Source organism: Lentibacillus saliphilus, assembly GCF_019093865.1.
Lineage (GTDB): Bacteria > Bacillota > Bacilli > Bacillales > Amphibacillaceae > Lentibacillus_B > Lentibacillus_B saliphilus.
On record NZ_JABJXD010000002.1, the window covers coordinates 88490 to 105335 of the forward strand.

Consider the following 16846-nt stretch of genomic DNA (forward strand, 5'->3'; position numbering starts at 1 on the left):
GCGCGGAAACTAGGAGACCGTGGGCGGCTGGTGAGCCTCGGGCCAACAGGATGTTGGTCATGAAGGCGTTGCGACATGACGTCGCGATTTTAGCCTTCCTTCCCCACGCACTGTGGGGTCTCACCTCACAGGAGTCTGCGTGTATTTCCGGAGCTAGTATTGAGCATTTTTCGTCTTTTGCGTTACACTTTACGTTATTTCCCAGTCCCTATTTAATAGCTGATTGATAACCTAACATCCAGTCTATAATTTACAAAGTGCGGTATTCGTTAATAATGTCATCGGTATGCATGATAAAGGATTTGTAGGGGGTATTTGGTAAATTCCAAATACCTTTTTTAGCTTTTTCTAAATAATGTACGGCAGCTTCAATTTGATCATTGTATACGTAACTACGTGCCATATAAGCGTAGGTTTCGTACATAATTGATAAATCAAATGGGTGTACCCACTCTGGAACTTCTTTAAATTGCGTGAGGTGATGTATGGCTTGGTTATAGTCACCTAATCCAAATAATGCTTTGCCCTTTTCCATAACATAATAATTTTTCCAACCATCCCCTGGTTCTCGTGTCGCAATGTCCTTAAATTCTTCAATATACGTTAAAGCTTTCTGATAATCTTTTTTGTATTTATTGTAATAATGTGATTGTATAAGCGGGACAAAAGCTGTGACTTCTACATCATCTGTAAACTCGCCATATAAATCTAATTTCTGTAAATAGTAATTCATGTCTTTCTTGTTACCGCTCATCATCGCATAAAAACACGCCATTCTGTATAAGCCATCAATTTTATAAAATAGACTGTTTGTTCTTGAGTAGTTAAGCGTTTCTTCCAAGAGATGTATTGCTTTATCATACTCATTTAAGGCAAACAACAGTAAAATTTCTCTTGTTGTAAATGTTAATTGTATTAACGTATCCAAATGAGCATTATATTTATTTAGCATGTCATTCTTCTTAGACAGTAATGTGTATGCGCCAGAGTAATCGCGTTGTGATGTGTATATGTCCGCGTTTTGGATCGTAAGCTGTGCAGAGTCATTATAAAGGCCTAGCTCTAAAAATATGTTATCGGCTTCATTAATTTTAACCTGCCATTCATCAGCATGTAGATGATAGAGGCTGAGTCCATATAATTTGAGAAGCTGGCCATATTCATAGAGTGGGGGATAATTGGACAGATTGTTTTCCAACTGAGCTGTGATGTCTTCAAACTTCCCCGCGTCAAACTGTGCTTGGACGTCATGTAATAAATGACGTAACGCTTGACCATTCGGTTGCCCAAGTAATTCATTCATTTCTACATTTAATTGACTTGCGATATATTCGAGGCTTTCAATAGAAGGCTTTGCTTTATTATTTTCAATTAAACTTAACATGCCCTTGGATAATTTATCCCCTGCCAAATCCTCTAACGTTAAATGCTGTTTCTTTCTTATTGTTTTAATCCGATCACCGAGTGATGTCATCGTAACACCCCTAAACTGTTTGTCGTTCAAGTCTATTTATCATAAAACGTTTCGTTAATTATGCGAGCTGTGTATTTAATCTTACCATGTTTCCCTCATATGATATAGCCAGGAGCGATAATAAACAAACTTATCACCTGTACTTTTTTAACTATATTAAACTTTTTATTTACACTAAAGAGGCATAATGGTAGTATTAGTTTAATAATATTAAACTAAAAGGGTGATGGACGTGGAGAAAATCGCAAAACTGAAGAAAGCCACCTACCACCTATGGGCTTTCGTCTTTAGTAAATTAATATCGTCTGTCGGCAACAGTGTGTATGCGTTTGGTATGAGCTTATATATTTTGGAGAGCACAGGATCTGCTACGGGTTTTGCCATTAATTTATTGTGTGGAACGATTCCTAGAACCATTTTTTCTCCGGTAGCTGGCCTTGCAGCAGATCGGTTTTCTAAAAAAGTCATCGTATTAACATCACAATCATTTTCTATATTTATTGTGATGGCATTACTCCTGCATAGTTATTTTTTTGAATTAAACATATGGGCGATTTATGTTACAACTGCATGTTTATCGGTGTCATCTATGTTCACAAGTGTGACCTTTACGTCTTCAATAGCCAACCTCATTGATGAAGAACGCATTCAAAAAGCGATTGCGTTTAATCAGACGTCAGTTTCTATATCCACTATAGGTGGTCCAATGCTCGGTGGTTTTTTATATGGGATGTCTACGATGAGCATTTTTTTAATTATCCATATGGCGTCATTTATGATCGCAATCGTGTTAGAAGCGACAATGAATTTTAAACTTTTTACAAATAAAGACGATCAGGATCATGCTTCAACTGAAGGTCTGTTGAAAAGTCTAAAGGGTGGATACGACTATATTAGACAGCAACGTCTTTTGTGGACGGTCTTGTGTACGGCTTTGATTATCAATTTTTTTTCGGCGGTTGTTGTTATAGGTATGCCTTTTATCGCAATAGAGCAGTTAGAGATTAAGCCTGCCCATTTTGGAGTAATAGAGGGTGCATTTTCGGTTGGTATATTTCTAGCATCCTTATATCTTTCAGTGAGAAAAGAGTTTCAATACCCGTTACTCATTGTGAAACGCGGCATCATATTTATTTCGATAATAATCCTTTCGTTTATATATCCACTCATGTTGGATATGAGCTATGTTTTAACGGTTGTTTCTTTTGTCGTTTTATCAGTACTGTATGGCATAACAAATTCCTTGATCAATACACCAATTGGCGTGATCTTTCAGAAACACACGAAGGAAGCGTATCGCGGCCGGGTGTTTGGCATGATGGAAACGATGGCGCAAGCACTTTCGCCGATATCAATTATTTTGTTTGGATTTCTATTTGATACAATTGGCGCTCTGTTTACCATCATACCGACATCCATAATGATGTTTTCCGTCATCGTCTACTTGTTAAGACATAAAGTCATTGTGCAGCATCATCCAAATTATGAACCGAAATGGCAAGATACCTTTAAGCATATACAGAATAAGCTTACGCCTCTTTATGCTCGTATGTTAGTCCATACAAAAAACCGGTTCCGTCAATAGGAACCGGTTCTTATGCATGTAACGTTATTCTGCATACATGGCTGCAACACGTTTTTGGATGTCTTTATCCTGAACATATTCTTCATAGGAGATTTCTTTATCAAAGACGCCTCCAGGTGTGATTTCAACCAAGCGATTGGCAATGGTATTAATGAACTCGTGGTCCTGAGTTGTAAAAATTAATGACCCTTTGAAGTTAATTAAACCATTATTGAGTGATGTGATGGATTCTAAGTCCAAATGGTTTGTTGGCTCATCTAACAGAAGGACGTTCGCATTAGAGAGCATCATTTTAGACAGCATACAGCGGACTTTTTCACCACCGGATAATACATTCGCTTTTTTCAATGCTTCTTCACCAGAGAAGAGCATACGGCCAAGGAAGCCACGTAGGAATGTTTCTGTTTCATCTTCTGGTGAAAATTGGCGTAACCAATCGACGAGTGACAGGTCGCTATTTTCAAAATAAGCGCTGTTGTCTTTCGGGAAATATGAGCGTGACGTTGTGACGCCCCATCTATACGTTCCTGAATCAGGCTCCATTTCACCCATTAATATTTTCATTAACGTTGTATTGGCGATGTCGTCTTTTCCGATGAGGGCGATTTTATCATCTTTATTCATCGTAAAGCTGACATTATCAAGTACCTTTTTACCGTTAATCGTCTTCGTTAAGCCTTGAACCTGTAATAGATCGTTCCCAATTTCACGTTCAGGTGTGAAGGCGATATATGGGTAACGGCGTGATGAAGGCTTAATATCATCAAGTGTAATGTTGTCGAGCAGCTTTTTCCGTGATGTCGCCTGTTTAGACTTTGATGCGTTCGCGCTGAAGCGGGCAATAAAGGCTTGTAGTTCCTTTACTTTTTCTTCCTTTTTCTTATTTTCCTCTTGCGCCATTTTCTTAGCGAGCTGGCTAGATTCATACCAAAAATCGTAGTTGCCGACGTAGATTTGAATTTTGCCGTAGTCAACATCAGCGATATGCGTACATACTTTATTTAAAAAGTAGCGGTCGTGTGAGACGACGATGACGGTATTTTCAAAGTTAATGAGGAAATCCTCGAGCCACTGAATGGCTTGAATGTCCAAGCCGTTTGTCGGCTCATCCATTAATAGGACGTCTGGGTTACCAAACAAAGCTTGGGCGAGCAATACCTTCACTTTTTGGTCGGCGTGTAGCTCTGACATTTGAAGATGATGCAAGGACTCACCAATGCCAAGCCCTTTTAATAAAACGGCTGCATCTGATTCTGCTTCCCAACCGTTCATTTCGGCAAATTCACCTTCTAGCTCTGCAGCGCGCATGCCGTCTTCCTCGGAAAAGTCTGCCTTCATATAAATAGCGTCCTTTTCTTGTTTAACACTATAAAGCTTTTCATGTCCCATCAAAACGGTATCAAGGACTTGGTGTTCTTCATAAGCAAAATGGTCCTGTTTTAATACGGCTAGACGCTGGTCGTTACCCATTGAAACGTGTCCAGATTGAGGGTCAATCTCTCCGGACAATATTTTTAGGAATGTTGACTTTCCAGCTCCGTTTGCGCCGATTACGCCGTAGCAGTTACCAGCAGTAAACTTTAAATTAACATCTTCAAATAGCTTTTTATCGCCATATCTTAAACCAACATTGGATACTGTTATCATCGGTGTAAATTCCTCCATGTATAAAATTAACGCACCAGCTTGTATCAGCATAACATGACATGATTTTCACTGGCAATCAACGTTAGCTTAAGCGATTTATGAGCTTACGTCAATGTTTTAAACATAATTTTACAGTGTATCAACGAATTTAAATGAAAGCAAGCCAAAAAAACATCCCAAAATCTGGTATAATGAATTGACGTGTGCGTGGTTAATAAAATAGGGCTATATTTTTTTGGGGAAATATGCAACAATAAAGCAACGGTATTTTTTTGAGTTTTCTTTTACTGGAGATGGCAAAGAGGTAAAATGTGATAAAGACGCCATCGCAATAAGCCAGCGATATGATTGCTCGCTGCAGGCGAAGGGGGAGGATCATGAAGGAAAAGACGATTTATTTTCTCTTTACTGATACAGGAACGTATTTGTCAAAAGCAATCAATTATTGTACGAGGCAGCCTTTGAATCATGTGTCAATTGGATTTGATGATGAATTATCGGAGGTTTATAGCTTCGGCAGAAAACGCCCGAAAAATCCCTTTATAGGCGGTTTTGTTCGGGAAGATATTAAAAGTGATTTTATGAGGAATTCAGAGTGTGCGATCTATAAATATACGATGACACAATCAGAGTATGATGAGGTCATTGCACATATAAAAGAAATAGAAGCGAATAAGGATTTATATAAATATAATTTTATCGGTTTATTTGGTGTATTGCTCCGTATTAGAATTGAACGATCCTATGCGATGTTCTGTTCACAGTTTGTAGCGACTGTGTTACAGAAGGCAGATTCGTTTCAAATGGTTAAAGAGCCGTGCTTTATTACACCGGCAGATATTCGCAATATCGACGGGATGGAACTCGTTTATCGCGGAAGACTTGGACATTATAAAATGAATCAAAGGCTAATGATAGGTTAGCTGGCAGATTAGAAGCACTCATATTAATAACAACTTATAGACAGCTTGACCGATTCATAAGGGGCCATACACCTATACATATGGCCCCTTTTTCTATATTTAGGAGGGGGAAAAGATGGAGCGTGGAAGCAATTATCGTTTAATGAAGTTACGTGATATTTTATTTACAGAAACAGATGAAGATCATGAACTCAGCATTGAAGACATGATTGAAATGTTAAGATTAGCTGGTGTTGAGGGGACGCTAGATAAGCGAACGGTTCGCCGTGATTTAGAGACACTTGATGCGTCTGACTTTGAAGTGATGACGCACACGCGTCGATATGGTAAACATTTTTATAGTCATCAAAGTCGTTTGTTTGAAACGTATCAGCTGAGGCTGATCGTTGATGCGATCTTATCAGCTCGTTTCATAACAACGAATGAAAAAGAAAAGCTGATTGATAAAATGAAGCAGCAGACGAGCAAGCATATTGCCAAAACATTTCCTGAACCGGTATTGTTCCATCAATCAGCAAACATGGATTATGAACGGGTTAAACTTAATATTGATCATGTACATCGCGCGATTTCAGAGCAAAAGGTGTTGACATATCAATATGGCAAATATGACGTAAACAAACAGTTTCAATTTAACCGTGATGGTGACATATACGATGTAGAGCCTTATGCACTTATTTGGGAAAAGGATTATTATTACTTAATTGGCCGTTATCAACCAACAGGGCAAATCCGTCATTACCGACTCGACCGGATTCGCAACATCTCGATAACGGGGGAACGCTTCCAAAAAGGAGACTTTAATTTGCAGGAATATGTTGACCAAACGTTTTTAATGTTTGCTGGGGATGAGATTCGGATCAAGATTCGTTTTGATAATTCGCTTGTAAATGTTATGCTGGACCATTTCGGACATGAAGCAGATATTACGAAAGACGGGGACGACTATTTTATTTTGTCAACAAAAGCAAAGCTATCGGACGGGCTCATTAATTGGATTTTAACATGGGGAGAAAAGGCAAAGGTCTTAGCACCTGATCACCTTATCGGTGAAATAGAGCAAAAAATCGCACGTATGCAGGCGGTTTATAACGATTAGGTTAAATAAAAACAAGGACTGCGCTTTAAAATAGGCAGTCCTTTCATGTATCAATCAATGCCTAATGTTTCATAAGGTACGCGAATTTTAAAGGCGAGGTTATTGGATTCAAGATCGAGTTGTTCCACATAAACGTGAAAATTACTTTTGATATCCATGTTTGTGACAGCAACGTAAATCTCTTCATTTTTTGCATCGACAGTGACCCAATCTGGCATCGGTAGATATTTCTTCATGTACTCCATAATTTTTTGGTTAGGTAGCTGAAGAAGTCCAACTGAAATGGATTTTTGCTTTAAAACAACGTCCCCATTTGCTTGAACGATTGGATCAAAACGTACGGTCAGGGGAACGGTGGTACTAAATACAGGGAGCTCACCGTTTAATTGAACGTCTTCTCCTAGTGTAATGCTGTAATGGTGTTTCGTTCCTTTTAACAATTCCTCGAGGTAGGCATTGGCAAGATCATCGACATTTTGTTTGGTCGTACGTACGATGAACTCCGAGCTATCTTCCTTCTCGATCGGCTTATGATCAGGTCTGTCAACATCGGCTGCCGGCCAAAATAAGAGCACGGAGAGGGTGAGCAGAACGATCCCGTTTGAAATGAGTAAAATAAAGAACAGCATTTTCCATTTTTTATGTGAATGTGGTTGTTTCTCTGTCACGTGCTCACCTCTTTTGTCCTGTATATTCAAGCACTCGATCAGCCATTCGTTTATAGCCACGGTAATTTGGATGAAAATGATCATCAGCGAATAGATCTTCATTTGAGGCGCTGAATAAGTCATTGATCGGTATAAACGTCGTGCTGTCAAATTTAAGCGTGACTTGGCGAAGGGTTTCATTCCAGTCGGCAATAATTGTTTCAAGTTCTTTTACATCATCAAAGTATTGTTCAAATGGATTGTAAAAGCCAAGCAGATAAACATCAACGTCACTGTTGATCGTAATTATTTTGGAGATGATTTGGTTCAGTCGCTGGCGATAGTCGCGTCGTGCTTTGTTAAAGGGCTCGATTGTAAGATTTGTAATGTTTTGCTTCACAACCTGCATAACATCATTTGCACCGATTGTGATAAGAACGATATCAGCATCAGCGATTGATGCTTGAATGTCTTCTTGCTCTAGGCGTTTCAAAAGCTGATCAGATCGATTGCCCCGCTTGCCGAAGTTGTCAAACGTAACCGTGTAAGTGGAATCTTCTGGATTAGTTGTTCGTTCTAATATGCCAACATAGCCCCCAAGGCCGGTTTCATCTCCTACCCCTTGTGTTAAGGAATCACCGATGGCTGTCACATGCGTTTCCTGACTTGAAAACATGCCAATCGCTTTTTGGATTGATTCTGTAATCATAGAGGCGAGGTGGTCGGTTAATGTTTCAGTACTGTTATCGGTATTGTTTTCAGTATCTGTATTGGCTGCTTCTTCGTTTGTCGCATCTGCATTAGAATTGTTTTGTTCGTTGTGCTCTGGTTGTTCCGTTTTTTGAACGGGTAACGTCGTTGTTGGAGCGGTCGGTTTCCATAAAGCTATTCCTCCAACGATTAATAGCAAAATGACTAATATAGTCGCCATATAAAATTTTCGCACTGTAATCACCTGTATACATTAATATGGCATACTGTTCCATGATATGCCGCTCCATATATATACCCCCAAAAGAGGTACCATAAATCATTCGTTGTAACATGATGAACATTTTTGCACTTATATTGCGTGGTCAAAGGTCTATTTCTATGCGTTCATATATAAAAGTTACATTAAAAGTATACCATGAAACAGGCCATCATATCATAAGTGTGTCAATGCCCTAAGCTATGTTGTTTGTTTCCCCTTAACCTTTAGAGCTGAACCCATATATATGAATAACGCAGTCCAAATGAGTGAAAAAGCAATCAAATGAGCCTGTGAAAAGACTTCTCCATACACAAATACACCTAGAATGAGCATGATTGTTGGAGCTAAATATTGTAAAAAACCGATCATCGACAACGGAATGCGTCTTGCTCCAGAGGCAAACAATAAAAGCGGAATGGCTGTTGCTGCGCCAGCGCCAATTAATATCAAGCCTGTAGGTGTCGTCGCTGTCTCAAATGTAAAAGCAGGACCTTCCGTTGTCAGAAGGAATATGACTGCAATTGGTGCGACAAACATCGTTTCAATCGTTAAGCCAAACACAGAACCAATTTGTACGGTTTTTTTTAATAAACCATATAAGCCAAATGAAACAGCCAGCAAAATCGATATCCATGGAAAGACGCCATAGCTAAATGTGAGGTAGAGGACACCGATGGCAGCGAGCATAAATGATACCATTTGGCGACGTGAAAGTTTTTCTCGAAGTACGATAACGCCGAGAAGAATGCTCACAAGCGGGTTAATATAGTAGCCGAGGCTTGCTTGCACAACATGATCACTGTTCACCGCCCAAATATAAGTAAGCCAATTGATGCTAATCATAATCGAGGCAAGGGCCATACCGAGCGTTTGCTTTTTGTTCTGAAGAAGTGCTTTAAAATCTCGAAAGAACGCTTTGTTTTTGCGCAATAAGATCACGAGTGCGGACATAAATACGAACGACCAAACAACACGGTGCGCCAATATTTCGATTGCAGGAACGCGATCGACGAGCTTCCAGTAAATTGGGAGCAATCCCCATAAAAAATAAGCCAATGTTGCATAGATCATGCCGCTTTTATCTTGTCTCAGCACGTGCCAACCCCCTCCCCAAAAGAAATTCAAAGTCTATTGTATGTTACTTTGATCCGAGTATTAAATTGATGTCTATTTTAAAACTAAGATCGCGAAAAATCAATCTTAACTTCTTAAGTGACCACACTCCCTTTTAAAGTACCTAAAGGGTGTTATGGGTTTTATAGACCACATAAGAAAACGCTTTCAAAATATATAGAATTAACATATGATAGGGATATCATCTTTATTTTTAGATAATGGGGGGAGTAATATGAAGAAGCACGATAAGCACATGGAAACAGCGGTTATTCATGGAGGTTATGAAGCGGAGGATATGTATGGTAGCTTAGTACCGCCTTTGTTCCAGACGTCAACGTATACATTTGAATCAGCTGAACAAGGAGAGCGGCGCTTTGCTGGTGAGGAGTCGGGTTATATTTATTCGCGGCTTGGCAATCCAACTGTAACGATTTTGGAGGAAAGAATTGCTGCACTTGAAGGTGGAGAGAGCGGCCTGGCATTTGCGTCAGGGATGGCTGCTGTATCTGCTGTCCTCATAAAGCTGACAAAGGCGAACGATCATGTGATCTGTTCTGAGGGGTTATATGGCTGTACATTTGGTCTGTTGTCGATGATGCGAGACAAATATAATATTACGAGTGACTTTGCTGCTTTGGAAACGAAAGAAGAGATCAGGGCATTAATCAGGCCTGAGACGGCATGTATATATATTGAAACACCCATTAATCCAACGATGAAGCTCATTGACCTTCAAATGGTCGCAGAAGTTGCTCGGGAATATGGCGTTCCGGTTGTTGTCGATAACACGTTTTCTTCTCCTTATTTACAACGACCGCTGGAGCTTGGCTGTGATGTTGTAATTCATAGTGCAACGAAGTATATAGGTGGTCACGGAGACGTTATAGCTGGACTCGTCGTAGGTAAAAAAGATCTTCTCGATGATATTGCCATGACGACACAAAAGGATATTGGTGGGGTTATGGCGCCATTCGACGCTTGGTTATTACTTCGGGGACTTAAAACATTACCTATACGGATGGAACGACATTGTGATAATGCCGAGAAAATTTTCAAGAAGCTAAAGGATCATCCAAAGGTGACACGTATCTTTTTTCCAGGTGATGAGACACATTGGAATTATGACATATATAAGCGTCAGATGAAACGCGGCGGTGGGATGATCGCCTTTGAAATTGATGGAACGAAGAAGGATGCTCAGGCTTTGTTAAATCGCTTATCGTTTTTGAAAATCGCTGTTAGCTTAGGAGATGCAGAGACGTTAATTGAACATCCTGCAACGATGACACATGCTGTCGTACCAGAGTTTTCACGACTCGATATGGGCATTCATGATCGGCTCATACGATTGTCGGTTGGACTTGAGGCGTGGGAGGATATTTGGGCGGATTTAAAACAATCGTTGGATCAAATATGAGTGAGAGGCGTTAAAGTGAATTTTTGATCGCTTAAATTACGTAGTTAAAGGGGATGACCTACAAAGGTTACCCCGTTTTTTTTGTCATGTTTGAATAAGGATTGACTGTGAATGATAAAGGGTATTGGTATCCACTGCTATTAACCATATAAGAAGTATGCTATTATGAAAATAGTGGATGTAAATGGAAAACCATCGTTTAGACGATTTGATTTTTTGTACATGATAATGTGCAGAACGAGCATTCAGGAGAGGAGTTTTCATAAGGTGGAAATCGGTATTATTAATATACTGCTTGGTTTTTTACTTTTCTTAAATATCGCCCTTGGGTTTTCCATTATTTTCTTGGAGCGTAAGGATGCAAGTGCAACATGGGCATGGTTAATGGTTCTTCTGTTTATCCCTGTTCTCGGCTTTTTTATTTATTTAATTTTTGGCAGACGGTTAAGTAGACGACGCATATTTACGTGGGATACTAAGAGTAAGCTCGGTGTCAAGAAAGCCGTTCAAGCACAGCTAAGAGCGATTGAAGACGATGATTTCAAATACAAGCATAAAGAATTAGCAGAATATCAGGACTTATACTATATGCACCTCCGAAATAACGATGCAATCCTGACTCAGGATAATGATGTGACGTTATTTACAGATGGTAATGCTAAATTTGATGCTTTAATAGAAGATCTAGAAAAAGCTACGAATCACATTCATCTCCTTTATTACATCATTAGATATGACCGCCTCGGAAAAAGGATTACGGATACACTCGTAAAAAAAGCTGAAGAAGGTGTAGAGGTTCGCGTCTTGTATGACGATATGGGCTCGAGACTGTTAAGTCGAAAATTTTTGAAACGGCTACGCCAGGCGGGCGCGCACGTTGATGCATTTTTTCCGCCAAAAATACCTAAGCTAAACTTTAAAATCAATTATAGAAATCACCGTAAGCTGGCAATTATTGATGGTCAGATTGGTTATATCGGTGGATTTAATATTGGTGACGAGTATCTTGGTGAAAGCCGAAAATTTGGCTACTGGCGTGATACACATTTGCGTATCTCAGGTTATGCAGTTCGCCACATGCAAACGCGGTTTATTCTTGATTGGAATCAGGCATCACGACATGATATCAATTATGAGGAACGGTATTATGACGCGAAACCTTCTGGTGATGTCGGTGTCCAGATTGTTTCGAGTGGACCAGATTCAGATTGGGAGCAAATTAAATACGGCTATATCAAAATGATTTTGTCTGCAAAAGAGTATGTTTATATGCAAACACCTTATTTCATCCCTGATGAAAGCTTGCGAGATGCGCTACGAATCGCTGTATTGTCTGGTGTAAAGATTAAAATTATGATTCCGAATAAGCCAGACCATCCATTTGTTTATTGGGCGACATTGTCTTATATCGGTGATTTATTAAACGCAGGAGCTGAGGTGTATATTTATCAAGGTGGCTTTCTTCATGCGAAGACAATCGTTGTCGATGGAAAGCTTGCATCAGTTGGAACGGCTAATATTGATGTACGCAGTTTTCGCCTGAATTTTGAAGTGAATGCCTTTTTATATGACCAATCGATTGCCCAAAAGCTCGTTGCTGCTTTTGAAGACGATATTATGCACTCAACACAAATGACAAAGGCGTTATACAAAAAACGCTCATTAGGTATTCGATTTAAGGAATCTATATCTCGTCTGCTGTCACCTGTTTTGTAACAACAACACTAAGAGACTCAATTACATTAACAATTGTAGGGGGATATGACCATGGAAGCAAAGCCTTGTAGATATTCATTAGCTGTAAAAACATCACACGTGCTGCCACCTGATACGAACGCGCATGGAACGCTTTTCGGCGGAAAGCTTGTCGCCCATATCGACGATGTTGCAGCAATAGCCGCTGTCAGACACGCTCGAAAACCGGTTGTGACAGCCTCAATGGATTCGGTGGACTTTCTCGCGCCAGTTCGAGAAGGCGATTCAGTCTGTGTGGAAGCATTTGTAACGTGGACACATCAGACGTCTATGGAAGTATTCGCCAAGGTCGTAACAGAAGACTTACTAACAGGTGCACGAAAAGTATGTACAACTGCTTTCTTGACCTTCGTTGCTCTCGGTGAAGATGGTCGCCCAGATGTTGTGCCACCTGTATATCCAGAGTCAGAGCATGAAAAAAAGCTTCACGAGCAAGCGGCTGAGCGCGCAGCCCATCGAAAACAACGACGCAAGCAATCAAAGGAATTCGCTGAAGAATTTGGTACGGATTATCCATGGAACCGATAAAGCTCATAGATGAGGTCTGTTTGTTGAAATAACAAGCAGACCTTTTTTGATTCACATAAAATGCGTGCGAGGCGGCTGTCTGTGGGAGAGCGCTGGGAATCGATAGAAGTGCGTGAGTAATCGGCAGGATCTCGTGAGGAATCGTCGGAAGAGCGTCAATGGTGATCGGGTTAAAGGTTTCACTCAATCAATGCTTAAACCTTTATTGACACGCAAGAAGAAAGCGTTTACAATGATAAATAAGAATATTTTAACATTTGAGGGATGCCAATGATGCCGATGGTAAAGCTCTATCACGGAACGAATAGAAGGAGGCGCGGTTAGACAACACCGGGTCTCTTTTTTGTTGCACTTTATTACATTAAAACAATGCTGTGGAGGTGGAACATGCACATTTTAACAGGAAATACATTAACACTTGCCGAGATTGAGCAGGTCGTTAATGGGGGTATGAAGGTTGAGCTGAGTCAAGAAGCTCGTGAACGCTTGAAAAGAAGTCGTCAAGTTGTGGAAAGGCTCATTTTAGAGCGGAAGACGATGTATGGCATTAATACAGGGTTTGGAAAATTTAGTGACGTGATCATAGATAATGGCGATCTTGACAGCTTGCAATGTAATTTAATTCATTCTCATGCGTGTGGTGTTGGTGAGCCTTTTTCAGAACACATATCACGAGCGATGCTATTGCTTAGGGCGAATGCACTTGTGAAAGGGCACTCGGGCGTGCGAGTGGAACTGGTTGAACAGCTCATTTCACTCATAAATGCTCGCATACATCCGGTCATACCGCAGCAAGGCTCTCTCGGTGCGAGTGGTGATTTAGCGCCGCTTGCACACCTTGCACTTCCGTTACTTGGAGCGGGCGAGGTGTTTTATGAAGGGAAACGTATGTCAGCGAGGGCGGCTCTAGATGCAGCACATATTACACCGTTACAGTTACACGCAAAGGAAGGGCTTGCTTTAATTAATGGTACTCAAGCGATGACAGCGATCGGTGTGGTTGCTTATATCGAGGTAACGAAATTGCTCAAACAGAGTGAACTGATTGCGGCGATGACACTTGAAGGGTTACACGGCATTATCGATGCGTTTGATCATGACTTGCATGTGGTGAGAGGGCATCAAGAACAGATTGAGGTCGCTCGCCACATACGTCAGCTGCTTGTGGATAGTCAACTGACATCACATCAAGGTGATTTACGGGTTCAGGATGCCTATTCACTAAGATGTATTCCTCAGGTACTCGGTGCGTGTTGGCAAACGGTTCTTTATTTGCGTGATTTACTTGAAGTGGAGATCAACGCTGCAACAGATAACCCGCTCATCTTTCCTGAATCTGAAAAAGTCTTGTCAGGTGGGAATTTCCATGGTGAGCCGGTTGCTTTTGCGATGGATTTTTTGAAGCTTGGTATTGCTGAGACAGCGAACATATCAGAGCGAAGAATTGAACGTCTCGTTAATCCACAACTCAATGATTTGCCACCCTTTTTAAGCCCAAATCCGGGACTTGAATCAGGGGCAATGATTATGCAATATACCGCAGCCTCACTTGTTTCTGAAAATAAAACGTTAGCACATCCGGCAAGTGTCGATTCTATTCCATCATCCGCGAATCAAGAGGACCATGTGAGTATGGGCACAACTGCGGCTCGACACGCTTATGCGATGCTTGCGAATACGAGACGTGTTGTTGCCATAGAATTAATCTGTGCCATGCAGGCTGTTGAATACCGCGGCATAGATAAGATGTCGTCAACTACGAGGCACTTTTATGATGCCGTTCGACCGTGGCTGCCAAGCATTACGAAGGATCGGATTTTTTCAACAGATATTGAACAGGTCACTGAATGGCTGCGCATAGCACCTGAGAGCGATGTTCGTAACGATCGGGAGCATTCGATAAATGTAAGTCAATCATAAAAAAGGTGGGGGATAAAAATGGAACGTGTTCATGTACAGGCAAAAAGAGGGCTTGAGCTCGAATGTAAAGGATGGGAGCAGGAAGCGGCACTTCGTATGCTGTATAACAATTTGGACCCAGAGGTGGCAGAGCGACCAGAGGACCTTGTTGTTTACGGTGGAATTGGGAAAGCGGCACGGAATCCAGAAGCGTTTGAGGCGATCGTTCACACGTTACGAAATCTAGAAAATGATGAAACGATGCTCGTTCAATCTGGCAAGCCCGTCGGTGTGTTTAAAACGCATGAACAGGCACCGCGTGTCCTGTTATCAAACTCTGTTCTTGTCCCAAAATGGGCGAATTGGGAGCATTTTCATGAGCTTGATCAAAAGGGTTTGATCATGTATGGGCAGATGACTGCTGGTAGTTGGATTTATATCGGTACCCAGGGCATTTTACAAGGAACGTATGAAACGTTTGCCGCCATTGCTAAAAAGCATTTTAATGGATCGTTAAAAGGTACGATCACATTAACCGCGGGGCTTGGCGGAATGGGCGGTGCTCAGCCACTTGCTGTCACGATGAACGGAGGTGTCGTCATTGCGGTGGAGGTTGACGAGCGACGTATTCATAAACGACTGGAAACACAGTACTGTGATGTCATGACGGATTCAATTGATGAAGCGGTTCAAATGGCGAATGAAGCTAAAGCGGCAGGCAAAGCTCTCTCAATCGGACTGCTCGGTAATGCAGCAGAGGTTCATGAGCAACTTTTGCATAAAGCGATTGACATTGACATTGTGACGGATCAGACATCGGCACACGATCCGTTAAACGGCTACGTTCCAGCTGGCTTGTCTGTTGACAAAGCAGAAGGTCTTCGGGTGAAAAATCCTGAGCTTTACGTCAAGTTAAGTAAGCAAAGTATGGCGCGTCATGTTGAAGCAATGCTGCAATTTCAAGCCGACGGAACGCTTGTCTTTGATTACGGCAATAACATTCGGCAAGTGGCGAAGGATGAAGGTGTTGACCGCGCATTTGATTTTCCTGGCTTTGTACCGGCCTATATTCGACCTTTATTTTGCGAAGGGAAAGGCCCTTTTCGCTGGGCGGCATTATCGGGCGATCCAGAGGATATATATCGGACAGATGCCCTGATTAAAGAGTTGTTTCCGGAAAATGACGCCTTAATAAGGTGGATCAATATGGCACAAGAGCAGGTTGCGTTTCAAGGGCTGCCATCACGGATTTGCTGGCTTGGCTATGGTGAACGCGTCAAGATGGGGCTCGCAATTAATGAGCTTGTCCGTAAAGGGGAATTAAAGGCACCGATCGTGATCGGCCGTGATCATCTTGACTGTGGCTCTGTCGCTTCTCCAAACAGAGAAACAGAGGGCATGAAGGATGGCAGTGATGCGGTAGCAGATTGGGCAGTTCTCAATGCCCTTATTAATACAGCAGCAGGCGGATCCTGGATATCCTTTCATCACGGTGGGGGTGTCGGTATGGGATATTCATTACATGCAGGCATGGTCGCTGTGGCAGATGGTACCGAGCTTGCACAAGAAAGACTCGAGCGCGTGCTAACGACAGACCCAGGCATGGGCATTATTCGTCATGCAGATGCCGGCTATGAAAAGGCAGTTGATTTTGCCGATGAACATGACATTCACATTCCAATGCGCCATTCATAGTTAACCTGTTCTTGGGCGCTCAGAGATATCCCCCAGTGCGTCCCGGCATTATAACCCTTTTTACGCTTAAGGGATCTGAATAAATATC

At 41.4% G+C, this 16846-nt stretch carries 13 protein-coding genes; 8 read left to right on the top strand and 5 right to left on the bottom strand.

The annotated features are described in order from the left end of the window. Nucleotides 1-250: 250 nt before the first annotated feature. A complete protein-coding gene (locus tag HPC67_RS04850) occupies nt 251-1474 on the bottom strand; it encodes a helix-turn-helix domain-containing protein (protein WP_217586337.1) in 1224 nt (407 codons plus the stop codon). A gap of 232 nt (nt 1475-1706) precedes the next feature. On the opposite strand from HPC67_RS04850, the gene HPC67_RS04855 reads away from it, so the two are divergent. After that, nucleotides 1707-3059, top strand: coding sequence for an MFS transporter (locus HPC67_RS04855; RefSeq protein WP_217586338.1), 1353 nt, complete (start codon nt 1707-1709; stop codon nt 3057-3059). 24 nt (nt 3060-3083) lie between these two features. Here the strand turns inward: HPC67_RS04855 and HPC67_RS04860 are convergent, their stop codons facing one another. Continuing rightward, nucleotides 3084-4706 (bottom strand): ABC-F family ATP-binding cassette domain-containing protein, encoded by a 1623-nt coding sequence (locus HPC67_RS04860; protein WP_217586339.1) that lies wholly within the window; start codon nt 4704-4706, stop codon nt 3084-3086. A gap of 377 nt (nt 4707-5083) precedes the next feature. Between HPC67_RS04860 and HPC67_RS04865 the strand changes: the two genes are divergently transcribed. Further along, a complete protein-coding gene (locus tag HPC67_RS04865) occupies nt 5084-5629 on the top strand; it encodes a hypothetical protein (RefSeq protein ID WP_217586340.1) in 546 nt (181 codons plus the stop codon). A 115-nt stretch (nt 5630-5744) separates the two neighbouring features. Beyond that, nucleotides 5745-6728: a helix-turn-helix transcriptional regulator gene (locus tag HPC67_RS04870; RefSeq protein ID WP_217586341.1), complete on the top strand. Its 984-nt coding sequence runs from the start codon at nt 5745-5747 to the stop codon at nt 6726-6728. Between the two features lie 50 nt (nt 6729-6778). Here HPC67_RS04870 and HPC67_RS04875 read toward each other — a convergent pair whose 3' ends face one another. From HPC67_RS04875 to rarD, 3 genes are all read right to left on the bottom strand, one after another. Continuing rightward, on the bottom strand, nt 6779-7396 hold the full coding sequence (locus tag HPC67_RS04875; RefSeq protein ID WP_343327808.1) for a YpmS family protein: 618 nt from the start codon (nt 7394-7396) through the stop codon (nt 6779-6781). A 4-nt stretch (nt 7397-7400) separates the two neighbouring features. After that, nucleotides 7401-8321, bottom strand: a complete 921-nt coding sequence (locus HPC67_RS04880) for an SGNH/GDSL hydrolase family protein (RefSeq protein WP_217586343.1) — start codon at nt 8319-8321, stop codon at nt 7401-7403. A 225-nt stretch (nt 8322-8546) separates the two neighbouring features. Beyond that, nucleotides 8547-9443 carry an EamA family transporter RarD gene (gene rarD / locus HPC67_RS04885; protein ID WP_343327809.1) on the bottom strand — a complete coding sequence of 299 codons (897 nt, stop codon included), beginning with the start codon at nt 9441-9443 and terminating at the stop codon, nt 8547-8549. 253 nt (nt 9444-9696) lie between these two features. On the opposite strand from rarD, the gene megL reads away from it, so the two are divergent. The 5 genes from megL (at nt 9697) to hutU (ending at nt 16758) form a co-directional block, all read left to right on the top strand. Beyond that, nucleotides 9697-10881: a methionine gamma-lyase gene (gene megL, locus HPC67_RS04890; RefSeq protein ID WP_217586344.1), complete on the top strand. Its 1185-nt coding sequence runs from the start codon at nt 9697-9699 to the stop codon at nt 10879-10881. A gap of 273 nt (nt 10882-11154) precedes the next feature. Then, nucleotides 11155-12597, top strand: coding sequence for a cardiolipin synthase (gene cls / locus HPC67_RS04895; RefSeq protein WP_217586609.1), 1443 nt, complete (start codon nt 11155-11157; stop codon nt 12595-12597). Between the two features lie 51 nt (nt 12598-12648). Beyond that, nucleotides 12649-13164 carry an acyl-CoA thioesterase gene (locus HPC67_RS04900; RefSeq protein ID WP_217586345.1) on the top strand — a complete coding sequence of 172 codons (516 nt, stop codon included), beginning with the start codon at nt 12649-12651 and terminating at the stop codon, nt 13162-13164. Nucleotides 13165-13551: 387 nt separating this feature from the next. Beyond that, complete coding sequence (gene hutH / locus HPC67_RS04905; protein WP_217586346.1) at nt 13552-15084, top strand: histidine ammonia-lyase; 1533 nt, start codon at nt 13552-13554, stop codon at nt 15082-15084. Nucleotides 15085-15102: 18 nt separating this feature from the next. Beyond that, complete coding sequence (gene hutU / locus HPC67_RS04910; RefSeq protein ID WP_217586347.1) at nt 15103-16758, top strand: urocanate hydratase; 1656 nt, start codon at nt 15103-15105, stop codon at nt 16756-16758. The last annotated feature ends 88 nt before the right edge of the window (nt 16759-16846 follow it).

Coding starts and splice junctions, on each gene's coding strand:
- hutH (WP_217586346.1), top strand. CDS start 13,552: ATGCACATTTTAACAGGAAATACATTAACACTTGCCGAGATTGAGCAG.
- megL (WP_217586344.1), top strand. CDS start 9,697: ATGAAGAAGCACGATAAGCACATGGAAACAGCGGTTATTCATGGAGGT.
- HPC67_RS04865 (WP_217586340.1), top strand. CDS start 5,084: ATGAAGGAAAAGACGATTTATTTTCTCTTTACTGATACAGGAACGTAT.
- HPC67_RS04870 (WP_217586341.1), top strand. CDS start 5,745: ATGGAGCGTGGAAGCAATTATCGTTTAATGAAGTTACGTGATATTTTA.
- HPC67_RS04850 (WP_217586337.1), bottom strand. CDS start 1,474: ATGACATCACTCGGTGATCGGATTAAAACAATAAGAAAGAAACAGCAT.
- HPC67_RS04860 (WP_217586339.1), bottom strand. CDS start 4,706: ATGATAACAGTATCCAATGTTGGTTTAAGATATGGCGATAAAAAGCTA.
- HPC67_RS04900 (WP_217586345.1), top strand. CDS start 12,649: ATGGAAGCAAAGCCTTGTAGATATTCATTAGCTGTAAAAACATCACAC.
- hutU (WP_217586347.1), top strand. CDS start 15,103: ATGGAACGTGTTCATGTACAGGCAAAAAGAGGGCTTGAGCTCGAATGT.